The organism is Ruegeria sp. CJ2, assembly GCF_056536745.1.
Window position 1 is genome coordinate 42,365 of the sequence record NZ_JBQFQF010000002.1, and the last position, 16,701, is coordinate 59,065.

General features: G+C 58.3%; 16 protein-coding genes. 5 read left to right on the forward strand and 11 right to left on the reverse strand.

The features are described from left to right. Positions 1 to 22: 22 nt before the first annotated feature. Genes ACR0MS_RS02600 through ACR0MS_RS02620 form a run of 5 tightly spaced genes read right to left on the reverse strand, consistent with a single transcriptional unit; the run spans position 23 to position 4,811 of the window. Positions 23 to 1,501 carry an aldehyde dehydrogenase gene (locus ACR0MS_RS02600; protein WP_480569624.1) on the reverse strand — a complete coding sequence of 493 codons (1,479 nt, stop codon included), beginning with the start codon at positions 1,499 to 1,501 and terminating at the stop codon, positions 23 to 25. Positions 1,502 to 1,509: 8 nt separating this feature from the next. Continuing rightward, positions 1,510 to 2,544, reverse strand: coding sequence for an LLM class flavin-dependent oxidoreductase (locus ACR0MS_RS02605; protein WP_480569621.1), 1,035 nt, complete (start codon positions 2,542 to 2,544; stop codon positions 1,510 to 1,512). After that, positions 2,544 to 3,464, reverse strand: a complete 921-nt coding sequence (locus tag ACR0MS_RS02610) for a flavin reductase family protein (RefSeq protein WP_480569618.1) — start codon at positions 3,462 to 3,464, stop codon at positions 2,544 to 2,546. The genes ACR0MS_RS02605 and ACR0MS_RS02610 overlap by 1 nt, the downstream gene beginning before the upstream one ends. Next, a complete protein-coding gene (locus tag ACR0MS_RS02615) occupies positions 3,461 to 4,240 on the reverse strand; it encodes an alpha/beta fold hydrolase (RefSeq protein ID WP_480569615.1) in 780 nt (259 codons plus the stop codon). Before ACR0MS_RS02615 ends, ACR0MS_RS02610 begins: the two co-directional genes overlap by 4 nt. Continuing rightward, positions 4,212 to 4,811, reverse strand: coding sequence for an amino acid synthesis family protein (locus ACR0MS_RS02620; protein WP_480569613.1), 600 nt, complete (start codon positions 4,809 to 4,811; stop codon positions 4,212 to 4,214). The genes ACR0MS_RS02615 and ACR0MS_RS02620 overlap by 29 nt, the downstream gene beginning before the upstream one ends. A gap of 108 nt (positions 4,812 to 4,919) precedes the next feature. On the opposite strand from ACR0MS_RS02620, the gene ACR0MS_RS02625 reads away from it, so the two are divergent. From ACR0MS_RS02625 to ACR0MS_RS02645, 5 genes are all read left to right on the forward strand, one after another. Further along, positions 4,920 to 5,777 carry a LysR family transcriptional regulator gene (locus ACR0MS_RS02625; RefSeq protein ID WP_480569610.1) on the forward strand — a complete coding sequence of 286 codons (858 nt, stop codon included), beginning with the start codon at positions 4,920 to 4,922 and terminating at the stop codon, positions 5,775 to 5,777. Positions 5,778 to 5,854: 77 nt separating this feature from the next. Beyond that, a complete protein-coding gene (locus ACR0MS_RS02630; protein ID WP_480569607.1) occupies positions 5,855 to 7,105 on the forward strand; it encodes a sarcosine oxidase subunit beta family protein in 1,251 nt (416 codons plus the stop codon). Between the two features lie 15 nt (positions 7,106 to 7,120). Then, positions 7,121 to 7,408, forward strand: coding sequence for a sarcosine oxidase subunit delta (locus tag ACR0MS_RS02635; RefSeq protein WP_480569604.1), 288 nt, complete (start codon positions 7,121 to 7,123; stop codon positions 7,406 to 7,408). Then, complete coding sequence (locus ACR0MS_RS02640) at positions 7,405 to 10,347, forward strand: sarcosine oxidase subunit alpha family protein (RefSeq protein WP_480569601.1); 2,943 nt, start codon at positions 7,405 to 7,407, stop codon at positions 10,345 to 10,347. Before ACR0MS_RS02635 ends, ACR0MS_RS02640 begins: the two co-directional genes overlap by 4 nt. Continuing rightward, positions 10,340 to 10,900, forward strand: coding sequence for a sarcosine oxidase subunit gamma (locus ACR0MS_RS02645; RefSeq protein WP_480569598.1), 561 nt, complete (start codon positions 10,340 to 10,342; stop codon positions 10,898 to 10,900). The genes ACR0MS_RS02640 and ACR0MS_RS02645 overlap by 8 nt, the downstream gene beginning before the upstream one ends. 5 nt (positions 10,901 to 10,905) lie before the next feature. Here the strand turns inward: ACR0MS_RS02645 and ACR0MS_RS02650 are convergent, their stop codons facing one another. The 6 genes from ACR0MS_RS02650 to ACR0MS_RS02675 all read right to left on the reverse strand — a co-directional run bounded on the left by ACR0MS_RS02650 (position 10,906) and on the right by ACR0MS_RS02675 (position 16,282). Continuing rightward, complete coding sequence (locus tag ACR0MS_RS02650; protein ID WP_480569595.1) at positions 10,906 to 11,910, reverse strand: GlxA family transcriptional regulator; 1,005 nt, start codon at positions 11,908 to 11,910, stop codon at positions 10,906 to 10,908. Positions 11,911 to 11,993: 83 nt separating this feature from the next. Then, positions 11,994 to 12,596 carry a YrbL family protein gene (locus ACR0MS_RS02655; protein ID WP_480569592.1) on the reverse strand — a complete coding sequence of 201 codons (603 nt, stop codon included), beginning with the start codon at positions 12,594 to 12,596 and terminating at the stop codon, positions 11,994 to 11,996. A gap of 178 nt (positions 12,597 to 12,774) precedes the next feature. Further along, positions 12,775 to 14,184: a hypothetical protein gene (locus ACR0MS_RS02660; RefSeq protein ID WP_480569589.1), complete on the reverse strand. Its 1,410-nt coding sequence runs from the start codon at positions 14,182 to 14,184 to the stop codon at positions 12,775 to 12,777. Then, a complete protein-coding gene (locus ACR0MS_RS02665) occupies positions 14,184 to 14,930 on the reverse strand; it encodes a methyltransferase domain-containing protein (protein WP_480569587.1) in 747 nt (248 codons plus the stop codon). Before ACR0MS_RS02665 ends, ACR0MS_RS02660 begins: the two co-directional genes overlap by 1 nt. A gap of 9 nt (positions 14,931 to 14,939) precedes the next feature. Further along, positions 14,940 to 15,326: a GtrA family protein gene (locus ACR0MS_RS02670; protein WP_480569584.1), complete on the reverse strand. Its 387-nt coding sequence runs from the start codon at positions 15,324 to 15,326 to the stop codon at positions 14,940 to 14,942. Then, on the reverse strand, positions 15,323 to 16,282 hold the full coding sequence (locus ACR0MS_RS02675) for a glycosyltransferase family 2 protein (protein ID WP_480569581.1): 960 nt from the start codon (positions 16,280 to 16,282) through the stop codon (positions 15,323 to 15,325). The genes ACR0MS_RS02670 and ACR0MS_RS02675 overlap by 4 nt, the downstream gene beginning before the upstream one ends. Positions 16,283 to 16,701: the final 419 nt, after the last annotated feature.

Here is a 16,701-nt window from a genome sequence, read left to right on the forward strand (position 1 = left end):
CCTTCCCTGTTTCTGCCCAGATTTAGCGCATTACAAACGGGTTCGCCATCGGCTCTTGCGCGGTGCTGATCCAGGTTGTTTTGGTTCGCGTGTAATCCAAAACCGCCTCGACCCCGGCCTCACGCCCATAGCCGGATTGATTGAACCCGCCAAATGGCGCGATGGGAGAGATTACGCGATACGTATTGACCCAGCAGATGCCAGCCCTGATCCGCTTGGAAAGCCGGTGCGCCCGCGCAAGGTTCTGAGTAAACACTCCCGACCCAAGCCCATAGGGTGTGGCATTGGCCAGAGATATGGCCTCCTCCTCGGTATCAAACGGCAATAGGGACATCACAGGGCCAAACATTTCGACCTTCAGGGTCTCCGTTTCGGCCGAGTTGCACTGAACCAGCGTCGGATTCATATAGTTCCCCGGCCTGTCTGCGGTTTCCCCACCGAACCGGATCACTGCGCCCTGCCCACGTGCCTTGGCCAGCGTCTCTTGGATCTTGCGAACCTGAGCGCCTGTGCAGAGGGGGCCAACATGCGTGTCAACGTGCAACGGGTCGCCCACCCGAATGGCGTGGGATTTTTCTTCGATCCGTTCGATCAGTTCCTCAAGAACAGGCCGGTGCACCAGCCCGCGCGTTCCCGCAACGCAGCTTTGGCCGGACGCGCCGAAGTTACCCGCGATCAAGCCGTTCGCCGCCCCATCCAAATCCGCATCCTCAAACACCAGAATCGGGGATTTCCCACCCAGTTCCAGAGATGTAACCGCGAAATTCTCGGCCGAGTTTCGCACAACGTGGCGCGCGGTTTCCGGCCCACCTGTAAAAGCGATGCGATCCACGTCGGGATGGCGCGTCAGGGGTATGGCGCAATTCTCGGCATCCCCGGTAATGACCGACACAACACCCGGCGGGAAACCAGCCTCGTCGATCAAACGAGCGAATTCCAACATCGGGGCCGGAGCGATTTCCGAGGCTTTCAGAACCACGGCGCAACCAGCGGCCAGAGCGGGGCCAAGTTTTGTTGCAGTCAGGAACATCTGCGCGTTCCACGGCACGATCGCCGCAACCACGCCAATCGGTTCACGAGTCGTGAACACATGCATGTCCGGCTTGTCGATCGGCAAAACCGTTCCTTCGACCTTATCCGCCAACCCAGCGAAATACCGGTAGTAATCCGCGACATACCCCGTTTGCGCCGCTGTTTCCGCCAGCAACTTGCCGCTGTCCGTTGTCTCAAGCTCGGCTAGACGCGATGCGTTTTCTGCGACCAGGTCAGCCAGTCGATACAGTAGTTTCCCCCGAGCGGAGGCCGACAGATCGCGCCACATCGGATCGTCCAACGCGCGTTTTGCAGCTGCGACAGCGCGATCGACATCCTCGGGCGCGGCGCAGGCAAAGGTCGCCCAACCCTGACCGTTAGCTGGGTTTTCAGACGTCATGACCTGTGACGACGCGCCGTCTGTCCGGTTGCCATCAATGAAAAGCTGAAAGTGCGGCAAGTTACCCATCGTGATCCTCACTGAAATACAAGCATGACTTCATCAATGAACCGAGCCAGCGATGCGCGTTTGCGATCGTTGGTCATTCCGCTGTCGATCCAGAACGAAAACTCATCATAACCCAAATCCTCGTACCGTTTGATCCGGTCGATGACCTGCTGCGGGGTGCCGACGGTCAAATCGGCCGCCAACTTCTCGGTCGTATACATCGGGTTTGCGTCCATTTCGTCAGATGAGATCGGCTGTATCAAACCCTGAGAGATAGGGCGCTTGTTCAGGAACCACGCCCCAAAATAGTTGTAATACCGACGCAAATCCTGAACGCCCCGGGCAACATCATCTTCATCCGCACCGACATAGGTGTGATGCAGCAACATGATTTTGGGACGTGGTCCAGAATAGCTGCTGCAGGCGTCGTTGAACCGCCCCATCAGCGTCTCGATCTCTTCCATGCCCTGCCACAAGGGGGTGACCTGAATGTTAAACCCATTGTGGACGCCAAATTCGTGGCTGTTGGGGTCGCGTGCCGCGATCCAGATCGGGGGCCCGTCTTCCTGCACTGGCTTTGGCGCGGAGGTGGTTGCGGGAAAGGAGTAGAACTCTCCGTCATGTGCGCAATCCCCCCGCCAGATTTCTTTCAACAACGGCGTCGACTCGCGCATCCTTTGACCCGCTTCCCACGCGTCCATTCCCGGCATGAGGCGTTCATATTCAAAGGAATACGCCCCCCGCGCAATGCCCAGCTCTATTCGCCCCTTGGTGATCTGATCCGCGGCCGCAGCCTCACCCGCCAGTTTGATTGGGTGCCAGAACGGGGCGACAACTGTCCCTGTCCCTAGACGCACATTGCGGGTGTGATGCGCCAGATCGACCAGAGACAGGAACGGGTTCGGCGCGATGGTAAATTCCATCCCGTGATGCTCGCCCGTCCAGACCGCGCGCATCCCGCCCTCATCCGCCATTTTAACAAGCCCGACGAATTCATCGTAAAGAACGTCATGAGGCTGATCCGGCGTCAGGCGTTCCATATGGGCAAACAGGGAAAACTCCATCAACGGGCTCCTTCATGCAAACTGTGGATGTCACCCTGCTTCGCGTCACCGAGATAGAGAGAGAAGTTCCCCTCCTGCGCCTCGACCGCGAAGCGGGTCATCATGTCGTGGATGGCTTGGGTGCTGTAGGCGAGCGTTGGCAGGGCGTCGACGGGCACCCATTTGGCGCATTCTACCGCAGGGGTTCCGTGGCAGGAGGCCAGGAAAAACGTATAGTGCAGACCGTTTCCCGCGTCGCTGAAGGAGGAATACACCTGATCGACGCGCGCAGGCACACCACGGTCTGACAGCCCTTGCGACAGCCTGTTGCGCTGACCTCCGGGTTCGACGCCTGCGATCTGAAGCGGCCGGTACCGACCGTTGTGGGCCTCAAGCAAAACGTGGCCATTTGACCGCACCAACGCGCCGCAAATCGTCGGCTCTGTCGCGTCAATCTCGCGTTCCAGACCTAGGCTGAAATACGAACCACCGACATAACCCAGACCATTGCCCTTGGCGTGCGAAAACGCCTGAACCCGGCCAATCAGAACCGTATGATCCCCGGCAGGAACAGCGGTATGTGTTTCACAACAAAACTGGGCCAGTGCCCCTTGGATCAATGGCAGGCCGCCCACCCCTCTGGAGTGGTCGACCTTGGCAAAGCGGTCGCCTTTATAGCTGGCGAAAGTGTTGGATACTTCTTGTTGTCCTTCAGACAGGATGTTGACAGCAAAATGCGAGCATTTGGCAAAGACATCATGGCTGGACAAAAACTTGCCCGGACAGACCAACAACAACGGTGGGTCCAGCGATACGGACGAAAACGAGTTTGCCGTGAACCCCACGGGTACCCCCTTGGGATCAAGCGTGGTCACAACGGTTACGCCGGTCATGAAACTGCCGAAAGCGTCGCGCAGCGCCCTTGGGTCGATAGATGTCATGGCAGGCACTCCTGTGCGAACCCCAACAGATAAGATTTGACCTCGACCGGGTGTGTCATTGGCATCATATGGGCCGCGCCGGACACGATCTCGGCACGTCCCTGCGCCACCAGAGCTGCCATTTTGCGGGACATTGCCGGAGTCGAATTCGGCTCGTCCGCGCCAGTCATGAACAACGCGGGACACGTGATTTTCGAGAGGTCTTCATCCGACAACCCATCGCTTTCGGCAAAGACGCTGTAGGCGGCTTTGTAGGCCGCTGGGTTCACTTCGGTCAGCCATCGCGCGCAGGCTTCGCGTTCTTTGGTTTCTTGATCTCCGAACCAGCGGTTTAACGTGCGTGACGGGTCATTCAATCCATTAGTACGCAAAGACGTGGCGCGTGCCATAACCGCCTGACGTGCCTCGGGGTCGCGCCGATAGACCGCGTTGAGTGCCGCGACACCCTTTACATGCTCATGACCAGATGCAGCCAGGGATAAGGCCACCAACGCACCCATCGAATGTCCGACCAGAACGGCTGGCTCGGACAACAGGGGTTCAACGAGCTTAACGTAGCTAAGTAAGCCATCAGGATTACGGAAGGGCGAGCGACCATGGCCAGACATGTCCGGGCATAAAACCCGGAACCCCGCCGCAACGAACGCATCAATCTGCGCATTCCACGCCTCAGCCCGCAGGCCCACCCCGTGCAATAGGATAACCAGCGGCCCCTCGCCTGCATCTATGGCGGCGAGGTTTCCAAACTCAGACCGAGGCCGGGTTGTCCACGTCATGGCCCAGATCCTTCAAATCCTGATAGCGGTCTCCGATACGATGATGTGGCCGCCCCGAGGTCGCCCCGCCCAGCACAACGACGACTTCATCGGCGCGCGGCGCGTCGGGGATGGCGAATTGCAGCGTCAGGTAGTGCGACCGACGACCCGCATCGTTCTTATCCATCATCGGCACCATGATCGGCGTGTTCGCGGGGCCGCGTGTATTGGTGAAGGACAGATAGGATTTCGCACCAACCGCCTGCCGGAAAATATTCCCGAAATGCAGGGTGTGGATCAGACCCGAGGCGTGCTCGACCTCTCCGTCCAGCCCGACGACGGCCGCTTTGCCATAGGCGTCGATTGCGTCACCGCCACCGGCCAGCGCGACCATTCGGTTGGTCAACAGCTCACCCAAGATCGGACCATAGGCAAGAATTTCAGCGCGCAGATCGTCGACATACCGCCCCGCCCAAGGGTTCGACACAACCGCAGCAACGGCAAACATGCGCCAGGGAGTGTCGGCCTTACGAAACCCTTCGACCAGAACTTCCTCATCATAGGTTACGATTTTTCGGATGTTTGGCTTCACGGTGACCCCCCTTTTTCAGTCAGAGAAAATATCACCGCCGGAATCATCTTTTGACAAACGAAAGAAGTTTGGCCTTAGGTATTACTATCACTAATAGGTTAGTTACCGATGGCAAAAACACTGCCCCCGCTTACATGGTTCAGGTCCTTTGAAGCTGCCGCGCGCAGGCTAAGTTCCACCGCAGCCGCCGACGAAATTGGCCTGACGCAATCCGCCGTCAGCCAGCAAATCCGTGCGCTGGAAACGCGGCTGGGCGTGGTTCTGTTTCACCGTCACGCGCGCGGGCTGTCCCTGACGGATGAAGGCCGCAAGTTGCTGCCGCAGGTCGAAGCCGCGCTTGAGATGCTAGAGGTCGCCGCCTCACCCTACCTGACCGAGCAAAAAGCGCGGCACATTACCGTGGCGGCCTCGATCAGTATCATCGAATGGGTCATTGCACCCGCCCTGCCCGAGTTCCAGTCGCAATATCCCGAAACATCGGTGCGATTTGTTAGCACGATCTGGCCCGACGAATACGCAGCCTCTCGCGCGGATGTCGAAATCAGGTTCGGGTCCGAAAAGCAGGTCGGCAAGAACGCGGTTCCGTTGCAGCCCAACCGTCTTGTTCCAGTCAAAGCGCCTGGTTTGGTTGGTGATCTGCAAACTTTGCCCCTAATTGAGTCGGTGGGAACCTCCGACAGTTGGGCTTCGTGGTCCGAGGCAACTGGTCAACAGGTCGGACACCCGACGTATTATGTGGATTCCTATGGCTTGGCGTTGCAACTCGCGGCTACTGGAAACGGTGTGGCCTTGGTGAATTCGATTGTCGCAGCCCACGCTCTGAAAACCGGGACAATTCAACCCGCCTTTGACCAGTCCGCTTCGGCTACTGAGGGGTATTTCCTGTCAGTCCAACGCGACTCTGCGGAAGTGACCGAATTTGCGGACTGGTTCTCAGGCTTGGTGGGTTCTCAGGGCGGGGTCTGATTCAGACATATCGATGTCGCATCTGAGGATATCCAACCGCACCAAAATAGTGAATTCTGGCAAAAAAGGTCCGATTCATGCGATATTCCGGCTTTCGAGTCATCAAAGAGGCGCTTACCGGTCATAAAGGCTGGAAACCGGTCTGGCGCGAGCCTGAGCCCAAGCCGCATTATGACGTCATCATCATTGGTGGCGGTGGTCATGGACTGGCCACGGCGCATTACCTGTCCAAGGTCTACGGTCAGCGCAATGTGGCCGTGGTCGAAAAAGGCTGGATCGGGGGCGGCAATGTGGGGCGGAACACGACGATTGTCCGCTCGAACTATATGCTGGACGGGAATGAGCCCTTCTACGAATTCTCGCTAAAACTGTGGGAGGGGCTGGAGCAGGACGTCAACTATAACGCCATGATGAGCCAGCGCGGGATCATCAACCTGTTTCACACGGACGGCCAGCGCGATGCTTATACGCGGCGCGGCAATGCGATGATCCTGAACGGCGCGGATGCGGAACTTCTGGGCGCCGATCAGGTCCGGGCCGAGCATCCCTATCTGAACTTCGACGACGCCCGCTTTCCGATCAAAGGCGGTCTGGTCCAGCGCCGTGCAGGGACAGCCCGCCATGACGCGGTGGCCTGGGGCTATGCACGGTCGGCGGATTTGCACGGGGTGGACATTATCCAGAATTGCGAGGTCACGGGCCTGCGGATTGAAAACGGTACTTGTCTGGGGATCGAGACCACCAAGGGTTTTATCGGAGCCAGCAAAGTGGGCTGTGCGGTCGCAGGAAACTCGGGGCGCGTGATTGGCATGGCCGGGATGCGTTTGCCGATTGAAAGCCACGTGTTGCAGGCGTTCGTGTCCGAAGGGTTGAAGCCCGTGCTGCCCAGCGTCATCACCTTTGGTGCGGGTCATTTCTATGTCAGCCAATCCGACAAGGGCGGTCTGGTTTTTGGCGGCGATATAGACGGCTATAACACCTACGCCCAACGCGGCAACCTGCCCGTGGTCGAGGATGTGTGCGAGGGCGGCATGGCCCTGATGCCCATGATCGGCCGCGCGCGTCTGTTGCGGATGTGGGGCGGTGTGATGGACATGTCGATGGATGGCTCACCCATCATAGACCGCACCCCGGTTCAGGGGCTCTATTTCAATGGCGGTTGGTGCTACGGCGGGTTCAAGGCCACGCCTGCCTCGGGCTATTGCTTTGCGCATCTTTTGGCAAAAGATGAACCGCACCCCGTTGCCACCGCCTATCGTCTGGACCGGTTCCGCACTGGCCGGATGATCGACGAAAAAGGCGCGGGCAACCAGCCCAACCTGCACTAGAGGGGACCTAGGGACATGATCATCAACCACCCTCTGCTTGGGCCTCGCGATGCCTCAGAGTTCACTTATCTGGGCGATGCTTCTTTGATCGACCGCCCCGACGGGATGGCCGAGAATGCCGCCGACGCGTTCTATGACTATGCCTATCTTCGCGACAATCCCGCCGGTGAACACCACGAGCTTTGGTATCACGAGGCCGGGGATCGCTCGTGGCTGGTCGTGACCCGCAATACTCTGACCCATGAGATTTCCAAGGTGGAACTGGCCCGCGATGTGGCCCGCACGCGGGGGCGTTCGAAATGACACAAGTGAACCGGCTGACCGGCGGGCAGATCGACCGCGATACGACCCTGAACTTCTATTTCGACGGTCGTCGCCATACCGCGCATCCCGGAGATACTCTGGCCTCGGCACTGCTGGCCAACAATGTGCGGCTGATCGGGCGGTCGTTCAAATACCATCGTCCGCGGGGCCTGCTGACGGCGGGATCCGAGGAACCCAACGGCATGGTGGAACTGCGCGCAGGTGCCCACAAAGAACCCAACACCCGCGCCACGACGATCGAGATGTTCGACGGGTTGATCGCAAACTCGCAAAACCGTTGGCCAAGTCTGCGGTTCGATGCGCTGGCGGTAAATGACCTGTTTTCCAACTTCCTGTCGGCGGGGTTCTACTACAAAACCTTCATGTGGCCCGCCGCGTTTTGGGAGAAGCTTTACGAGCCGATCATACGCCGCGCCGCTGGCCTTGGATCGCTGTCGATGCAGGCCGATCCGGATGAATATGACAAAGGGTTTCGTCATTGCGATCTGCTGATCATCGGTGCCGGGCCTGCGGGTCTGATGGCAGCGTTGACCGCCGGGCGTGAGGGGGCAGATGTCATACTGGCGGATGAGGATTTCACGCTGGGCGGACGCCTGAACAGCGAGACCTTCTCGGTCGGCGACCACAGCGCGCCCGACTGGGCGGCACAGGCCGTGGCCGAACTGTCGGCCATGCCGAACGTCCGGCTCATGCCGCGCACCACAGTGATCGGCGCGTTTGACCACGGCATCTATGGGGCCGTCGAGCGGACCGGAGATCACTTGCCTTCGCTGCCCACCGGCAAACCGCGCCAGATCCTGTGGCGGATCTATAGCCAAAAGGCGCTGCTCTGCGCCGGGGCGACCGAGCGGCCCATTGCGTTTGAAAATAACGACCGCCCCGGCATCATGACCGCCAGCGCGTTGCGGACCTATGCCAATCGCTTTGCGGTGACGGCCGCGCCTCGGGTTGCGATCTTTACCAACAATGATGACGGCCACCGCACGGCCAATGACCTACACGCCAAGGGCGTCAAGATCGCCGCCGTGGTGGATGTGCGCGACGATGCACCGCTCAGCTATGATTTTGAGGTGCTGAAGGGGGCGCAGGTCATCAACACCAAGGGTCGTCTGGGGTTGAGCTTTGTCGAGGTCGCCCTGCCCGATGGCTCGACCCGCACGCTGGAGTGCGGCGCGCTGGGCGTGTCGGGCGGCTGGAACCCGAATGTCCACCTGACCTGCCACCAACGCGGGCGACCTGTTTGGAATGACGCCCTTGCTGCTTTCGTTCCGGGCGAAACCCTGCCCGTCGGCATGTCCGTCGCGGGCGCGGCCAACGGCATCCTCTCGACCCATGGTGCACTACGCTCGGGTGCCCAAGCCGCCGCCACCGCGCTGGACCTGAGCACCCTGCCCGACCTGCCCACCGCCGAGGACGCGCCCGTTGCCCAAAAGCCGTTCTGGTATGTGCAGGGCTGCAAGCGCGCGTGGGTCGATCAGCAGAATGACGTGACCGTCAAGGATGTGAAGCTCAGCTATCAGGAAGGCTTCCGCTCGGTCGAGCATCTGAAACGCTATACCACGCTGGGCATGGCGACCGATCAGGGCAAGACCTCGAACATCACGGGCCTTGCGATCATGGCCGAGGTCGCGGGCAAGTCGATCCCCGAAACCGGCACCACCATCTTCCGCCCGCCCTACACACCCGTGCCCATCGGCGCGTTCGCAGGTCGAATGACGGGCAAAGAATTCCACCCGACCCGCCTGACCCCGTCACACCATTGGGCCAAAGAACGCGGCGCGGTGTTTGTCGAGGCCGGGAACTGGCTGCGCGCGCAGTGGTTCCCCCAACCCGGTGAGACGCATTGGCGCGAGTCCGTCGATCGTGAGGTACGTCAAACCCGAGCCTCGGTCGGGGTGTGCGATTGCACCACTCTGGGCAAGATCGACGTGCAGGGCACGGATGCGGCCGAATTCCTCAACCGCGTATACGCCAACGGTTTCGCCATGCTACCGGTGGGCAAAACACGCTATGGGCTGATGCTGCGCGAGGATGGGATGGTCATGGATGACGGCACCGCCGCGCGTCTGGCCGAGGATCATTTCGTCGTCACCACCACCACCGCGAATGCTGTAAGTGTCTATCGCCACATGGAATTCGTGCGCCAGTGCCTGTTCCCGGACATGGATGTGCAGTTGATCTCAACCACAGACGGCTGGGCGCAATACGCGGTGGCGGGACCAAATTCGCGCAAGCTTCTGCAAAAGATCGTGGACCCCGAATTCGATATCTCGAACGAGGCGTTCCCCTTCATGGCTTGCGGCAACATCACCGTCTGCGGTGGGCTACGGGCGCGGCTGTTCCGTATCTCGTTCTCGGGCGAATTGGCGTTCGAGATCGCCGTCCCGTCGCGCTATGGCGACGCACTAATGCGGCGGTTGATGACCGAAGGCAAAGAATTCGACGTCACCCCTTATGGCACCGAGGCGCTGAGCGTGATGCGGATCGAAAAGGGCCACCCGGTCGGCAATGAGCTGAACGGCACAACCACGGCGCTGAACCTTGGCATGGGCAAAATGGTGTCGAAGAAGAAAGACAGCATCGGGTCGTTCTTGTCTGAGCGCGAGGCTTTGACCGCGCCGGATGTGTTGAAGCTGGTCGGGTTAATGCCCGTTGCCCCCGAAGACAAAGTCACCGCCGGAGGGCACCTGATGAATGCCGAGGGCCCTGTCGACGCAGCGCATGATCAGGGGTACGTGACTTCGGTTGCCTATTCCCCCAGCCTGAGCAGTAATATCGGTCTGGGCCTGCTGAAACGCGGCGATGAACGGCTGGGCGAGAAAATGCGTCTCGTTTCCCCGCTGACCGATCTGACGGTTGAGGTTGAGATCGTTTCCGCCCATTTCGTTGATCCCGAAGGAGAACGTCTGCGTGCATAATCTTGTCGCGATAACTGCCCTTGGCGGGTCTGAGCCGCGTGTGGACACGGTTGGTCCGGTCACCTGCACCGAAATCCCTGGCGTAGCCTTGGCCTCGGTCGCTGCGCGTCTGGGGGAGGAAACAAAGGCGCAAAAGGCTTTGGCCAAGTTGATCGGGGCAGCAGCGCCCGAGGTTCAGCGATTTACCGGGGATCAGGTGATCGCCTTTTGGTCGGGGCCAGATCAGTGGATGGTCGAAGCGCCCTTTGACAGCCATGAAAACCTTGCGGACCAGGTGAATACAACCGTTGGTCCTGCAGCCTCGGTCACGGAACAAACGGACGCCTGGGCGCGGTTCGATTTGCGAGGCGATGGGATCAACGCGGTTCTGGAGCTGCTGTGCCAATTGGACCTGCGCCAGTTTCAGGCCGGCCACGCAGCGCGCAGCTCAATTCACCATATCGGGTGTTTCACCCTGTGCCGGGGCACCGACCACATCAGCCTTTATGGTCCCAGATCCTCGGCCGGGTCTTTGCATCATGCGGTCGTTACAGCGATGAAATCAGCCCACTGAACCCATCAGACAGAGGGCAACGGCGCGTTGTCCTCGACCCTGAAACGGTTGATCCTGCGCCGATCCTCGCTGGGGCTGAGACCGAAGGCAGATCGGTAATGAGTGACCAAGGGTGCGACGGAGCCATAGCCTATGGCGGCCGCAATTTCCGAGATCGGGTCCTTAGTATAAACAACCATCTGTCGCGCGGCCTTCATGCGCATGGCGCGGTAGTAATGGCTGGGGCTCTGCCCCGTCGCCTGTTTAAAAGCGCGTTCGATCTGGCGAGGCGTGACGCCGGTTTCATCAGCGACCTGAGATATCGAAATGGGCTGGCGCATATGACGCGCAAACAAATCGACACAGCGCGCGACCAGCGGGGGTAACTGATCCCCCGTAACCGGCACCGTAGCGTCGGGCACTTGTTGGCGTACACCTGCACCGCGCATCATCGGGTGCTGAAACCAGCAGGCTACCTCGTGTGCGACTTCGGACCCCAACCGATTCTCGATCAGATGCAACGCCAGATCAAACCCCGCTGCGGCACCCGCCGCAGTATACCGGGTTGCGGTTCGAACGATCACTTCGCTTCGGGCTTCCACCTGCGGAAACTCAGCCTCGAACGCGGCCTCATAGCACCAATGCACCGAAACAGGTTGACCGACCATTGTGCCCGAACGCACCAAGGGAAACACGCCGCCGCTGATACCCCCAAGGATTGTGCCGTGGCGACCAAGACTGCGCAAAGCGCCATTTCCAACACGCGGGTCTTCAAAGTCAGAGGTTGGGCTGCTCAGAAGAAACAGGATGTCTACCCCGTTACATTCGGTCACAGCGCATTGGGCTTCGAACCCCACGCCGGCGCTTGATTGCACCTTCTGGCCACGCTCTGACAACAACGACCAACAAAACGCTTCTTGCCCGGCAATCTCATTTGCTGCGCGCAAAGGCTCAATCACCGACGTCAGGCAAGCCATGGGGAAGCCATCAAACAGCAAAAAGCCGATTTCGATTCTGTCTTTGCGGACCATGGAGCTTACCTAGCAGGCGATCAGCCCGAGAGTTGCGGCCGTCGCGCCCTTTCGAAATTCAGGATACGCCCAAGACAGGTTGGTTAAAACCCGAACCCACGGCCCAAACGATCGCGGCGTCGTTGTATCGACAAACGAAACGCCCAATCACTGACCAAGGCAAGCGGGATCAATACCCTTTCACCCAGCCCGTCGATGATGGTGAGTTTTCCTCCCCGTTCCTGCGCGCGCACGATATTCTCATAGCTCATGTCACCGACGATGATGCGCCCTTTTTCGAGATCATCCAGCAAATCCATGAACTCTTGCCGCAGACGCTCCAACCCTTCGGGATCGTTCCTCAGGGCCAACCGTTCTGTATGCAGGGTCGGTGCAAGTTCACCGTCCGGGCCAGTCAGTTTTTCAACCACAATAGCGGGCCCCATCGAGGTCGGGACATAGCCCATGAATTGCGCCAGACGTTCAATCTCGGGGCATCCGCGATGCAGCGCGGCCAGATATTCGTTTGCCTCGCGGTTCCACTGCCGCAGGTTCCCGTAACGCCTTTCAGCGTATCGGGGGATAAGGTGGTTGCGGACCGGCTCATCTACCCTGACCTTCAACAATGCCCCTTCGTTATCGGGGTGCTGAAAAATCAGGTAGTTGCGGCTTTTGCGCAAGGGATTCAGTTCACTCAGATCAATCATTTTGCCTGCTACCTAGGGCCAGAAGCCGGATTCCCCGCCCCTGGTTTAAATGCCAAACTGAAACCCGTTCATAAATCCTTCTTCTAAGTGTTACAAATTGCTTTTTTGCCCAAAAGATGCGGGCGCGCTGGCTGCCCAACGGCAACAACGCAGCACCCTAAGCGGAAATGCACCCGGACTAGGGTCCGACGGGCGGGTAAGGCAACAGAATGAAGGAATGCTTGTCTACAGTCTCGACAATAGGAACATGCGTCCAACCCCGTGGATCAAACGGTGGTTCGACGTCAGCACATTCCTCTGGCGTCTCGTCACAAAGAACGACGTCTAGCCCCGTCAGGTAAACCAAACGCAACCTCAAACCTCGGGGATACTGGATGCCGGCGGGCCCTGCTCCAGTCAGACCAAGATAATTTCCGTAGATATATACGGCTTCCGTGGTTTTAGGTATCGAGGCGGCCAATTCCCGAGTGGCTTCCTGCCATGGCGGAACCCTGACATATGTCGCACGCCCAAACAGAATGACCTTGATCAGCAGAACGTACATAATGGTGATCCGGGCGATACTTGCCACCCTTCCCGGCGTCAACGACAGATGCAATGTTGCGGCGGTGAAGGTAAAGCCGAACAAGACCCAAATCCAGCCAAATGCCCGGGCTGGGACCAATACCCCCGACATCAGTGATTTTCCAAGCAAAGGTCCAAGACCCGCCAACATCGCAACCAACACCGTTATGGCAACGAACCGCTGAGCGCGGAACAAAATGCCCCAACCGATAGCAAAGAAAGCCAATAGCACAACGCCGCTGCCAGCCGCTCCGCCGCCGAACTGTCGGATCGTCATTTGAAGATAGACGCGTAGCCTTCCGAGATTCTTCATTAGATCCTCGATTGACTGCACCTCGGTCGGGGCGCGCCAGTCGGCAATCGGTATGCCGAAGATACCGTGATAGATGTAATTCAGGCTGTAGACGGACAGCATCCCTACACCGAGGCTGAAAAAGAACACGAACAGAGTAATCGCCATGCTCTTGTATGTTTTCGGTGCCTTGTAGGACATCAGCGCCAAGGTCATCAAAAGAAAGGGATATGTTGTATAGGCCATAAAGGACAACGGCACTGCAACGATAAGCAGTGCGACCGAAACCCGATGCGGCAGGAATACGACGCCCAACGCATATAGGGTAATAACCCAAACGCCCGGCAGTAGCGTGTTAAACCAAAAGGCGATCATGAAGGCCGGGATGGAAAGCGCGACAAACAGCGCAAAATAACCCTTGTACCAACCCGGCGCCTCGCGCCCCAGCATGGTGACAGATGTACACGCGGAAAATGCGGCCCAGGCCATCAGGTACAACGCAAAGCTAACAGGCGATGACCACAGAACCGGCCTGAACTGCCACCAATAATTCAGCCACCGCCCTTCATCCAATGCCTTTTGATAAGCCATGAACTTCTTTCCCAACAGCGCGGGAAAGTCGTCGTGACGCACAAGCGGATCAACAACCAGCGGCCCGTAGATCACCAGTAATGCCGCAAAAGCCAGCAACCATAGGCGGAACACGTCCTGCCACAGAGGTCTTGCGTTCATCACTGGCTCCGGTGTGAGCGCGCAATGACCGATGCGCGGACCTGTGCAATTTTGGTGACCGTCGTTTGTGGCAACCTTCGAACGATCATTTTTCGCAAGTTCCAGCCGAACGTGCCGACCTCTTTCAATGCGCCCGGTTCGACTTTGGTCTCAAGAACCTCTGTCGGAAGCGTCGCGGCACCAACCTCGTTTGCATAGAGCACGCTGTTATAGCGATACCAAGGCTCGACCGAGGCATCGTTAAACAGGATGGGACGCAGACAGTCATAGGCCGTATAGCCCTTGTCGGCGAAGAGGCCCTGCCAAAACGACAAAGGCTGTTCGTTTATGTGGAACTCACCACCCTGCCCCGGCACGGCGGCGGAAAACAGCACCAGATCGCTATGCGTGGTCAGGCTTTGAACTAGACTGGCCGACGCTTCGTGGGGAAGATGTTCGCCCACTTCCAGCGATTGGGCCAACCCGAACTTTCGGCCCAGATCGACAGGCTGACTCAGGTCTTTTCCAAAAAAGCAGTCCTGTGGAATGGCCAATGTCTCGCGATCGACATAATCGCCATCCACGCCTGCCACATCCTGACACCCGGCTACCGCCCACTCTGACAACCAGACACCGCGCCCGCAGCCGAAATCCACAACGCTGTCAGGCTTGACCCGCGATTGAAGGGTTTCGATCAAACGCACCGCCGACCTGCGCGCTCCGCGGTCGATGTAGTCAAAGAACTCGTTGGAATAGATATGCGACATGACCACTCTCTAAATTGAGTTTTCTTCGCGATAGACCCACAGACGCAGGATCACGAAGTTTATGATGGGAAGAACAACAACGACCAAACCGGCGGCAACCGGTTCGGCAAGGACCAGTCTGGGGGCAAGGACGCCCGTTATCATCGAGGAGACGACCAAGCCGATCGCGATCATGCACAAAAACCGGCCAAACTGACCGGGTGCCACCACGGGTTTGCCAAACGTCCAAGCGGTTTGGCCAATATATTGAATGACGATCGCGGAGCCGAAGGCCAGCAGGTTTGCGATCCAAGGGGAGTTGAACACCTGTAGCAGCCCCAGATACGCCAAAAAATAGTATGCGGCGACACCGGTTCCGACGACAGCAAACCGAAATATGCGTTTGCGCTCAGTCATGACGTCTTTTGCGCTCTTTCGGAGAGAGTTTCGACGCCGTTGCCAACCTGTTCATCCACAAAGAACAGCGGCCGCCCCTTTGCCTCGACATAGAGCCGTCCAAGATATTCACCGATAATGCCCAGCGTCAGCAATTGAATGCCTGAAAAGAAGCTGATGACCAGAACGGTAGACGCCCAACCAGCGACAGTGCTGTACAGGATCAGCGACCAGAACACGTAGACCGCCATCAATGCGGCAACGAGCAAGGTCAGAAAGGCCAGCCGGGTGGCCATCTGCAAGGGCTTGATCGAGAAACTCGACAAAGCATCAAACGCCAGCCGGATCATCTTGGACATGGGATACTTGGTCTCGCCTGCCACGCGGGGGTCGCGTACATATTCGATGCCAATCTGCTTGAACCCAGCCCAAGCGAACATTCCCCGGATGAACCGGGACCGCTCGGGCATATCCAATACCGCGTCCAGTGCGCGGCGGCTAACCAGACGGAAGTCGCCCGTATCGTTGGGTATTGGAACATCCGACAGTCGATTCAGCACCCGATAAAACCCATGTGCAGTCATCTTCTTGAACCAGCTCTCGCCCTTGCGTTCGCTGCGGCGCCCATAGACCACGTCATACCCGCGATCCATCATGGCCATCATATCTTGCAGCAGTTCGGGCGGGTCCTGCAAATCGGCGTCCAGCATGAAAATCCGCTGCCCCTTGGCCGCCATCAATCCCGCCGTCAAAGCGACCTGATGCCCACGGTTCGTTGACAGTTTTATGCCGCGCACGCCTGGGTGACTTTCACACTGCTTGCAGATTTGGTCCCACGTGGCATCGGTGGAGCCATCATCCACCAGCACAATCTCCCGGTCGGCTGACCAGGGATCAGTTGCCGCGACCAGACGCTCGACCAGCATCGGCACAGAGTCCTCTTCGTTCATACAAGGAACGACAACAGACAATAACATTTAACCTCCGAACGCGAACTGTCCTGCTCGATTATGTGCGATGGGATCGCTTTTTCTAGAACACGTCGCTTTGGTTTTTTTCTCGTTTTGGGTCGCTGCCCTTGATATCCCAACTGTCACAATTCGCTAATCGGTAAGTTCCAGTTTTCGAACCGTAGTTACCGCCGCGACACATCCTTAGGGCCAGCCGCAATCGACCAACCCAGTGACGCCTTACCGTACTTATTGCCGCCCCATGTGGCAGCAATGCGCCAATCTTGCGACATAGGACGGAAAGCTGGCGAAATCGGAAATTCCAGATGTCAAAAACCCGCTTGGACCAGAAAAAACTTAACACGAAAACAATATAGTTCCGCACAAGATGGAAATTTTGGAACATTCTTCCCGGCAGAGCGGTGGTCAATCACTTTCAAATCACA

Coding starts and splice junctions, on each gene's coding strand:
- ACR0MS_RS02640 (WP_480569601.1), top strand. CDS start 7,405: ATGACACAAGTGAACCGGCTGACCGGCGGGCAGATCGACCGCGATACG.
- ACR0MS_RS02610 (WP_480569618.1), bottom strand. CDS start 3,464: ATGACATCTATCGACCCAAGGGCGCTGCGCGACGCTTTCGGCAGTTTC.
- ACR0MS_RS02615 (WP_480569615.1), bottom strand. CDS start 4,240: ATGACGTGGACAACCCGGCCTCGGTCTGAGTTTGGAAACCTCGCCGCC.
- ACR0MS_RS02675 (WP_480569581.1), bottom strand. CDS start 16,282: ATGTTATTGTCTGTTGTCGTTCCTTGTATGAACGAAGAGGACTCTGTG.
- ACR0MS_RS02655 (WP_480569592.1), bottom strand. CDS start 12,596: ATGATTGATCTGAGTGAACTGAATCCCTTGCGCAAAAGCCGCAACTAC.
- ACR0MS_RS02605 (WP_480569621.1), bottom strand. CDS start 2,544: ATGGAGTTTTCCCTGTTTGCCCATATGGAACGCCTGACGCCGGATCAG.
- ACR0MS_RS02625 (WP_480569610.1), top strand. CDS start 4,920: ATGGCAAAAACACTGCCCCCGCTTACATGGTTCAGGTCCTTTGAAGCT.
- ACR0MS_RS02665 (WP_480569587.1), bottom strand. CDS start 14,930: ATGTCGCATATCTATTCCAACGAGTTCTTTGACTACATCGACCGCGGA.
- ACR0MS_RS02650 (WP_480569595.1), bottom strand. CDS start 11,910: ATGGTCCGCAAAGACAGAATCGAAATCGGCTTTTTGCTGTTTGATGGC.
- ACR0MS_RS02630 (WP_480569607.1), top strand. CDS start 5,855: ATGCGATATTCCGGCTTTCGAGTCATCAAAGAGGCGCTTACCGGTCAT.
- ACR0MS_RS02600 (WP_480569624.1), bottom strand. CDS start 1,501: ATGGGTAACTTGCCGCACTTTCAGCTTTTCATTGATGGCAACCGGACA.
- ACR0MS_RS02635 (WP_480569604.1), top strand. CDS start 7,121: ATGATCATCAACCACCCTCTGCTTGGGCCTCGCGATGCCTCAGAGTTC.
- ACR0MS_RS02660 (WP_480569589.1), bottom strand. CDS start 14,184: ATGAACGCAAGACCTCTGTGGCAGGACGTGTTCCGCCTATGGTTGCTG.
- ACR0MS_RS02670 (WP_480569584.1), bottom strand. CDS start 15,326: ATGACTGAGCGCAAACGCATATTTCGGTTTGCTGTCGTCGGAACCGGT.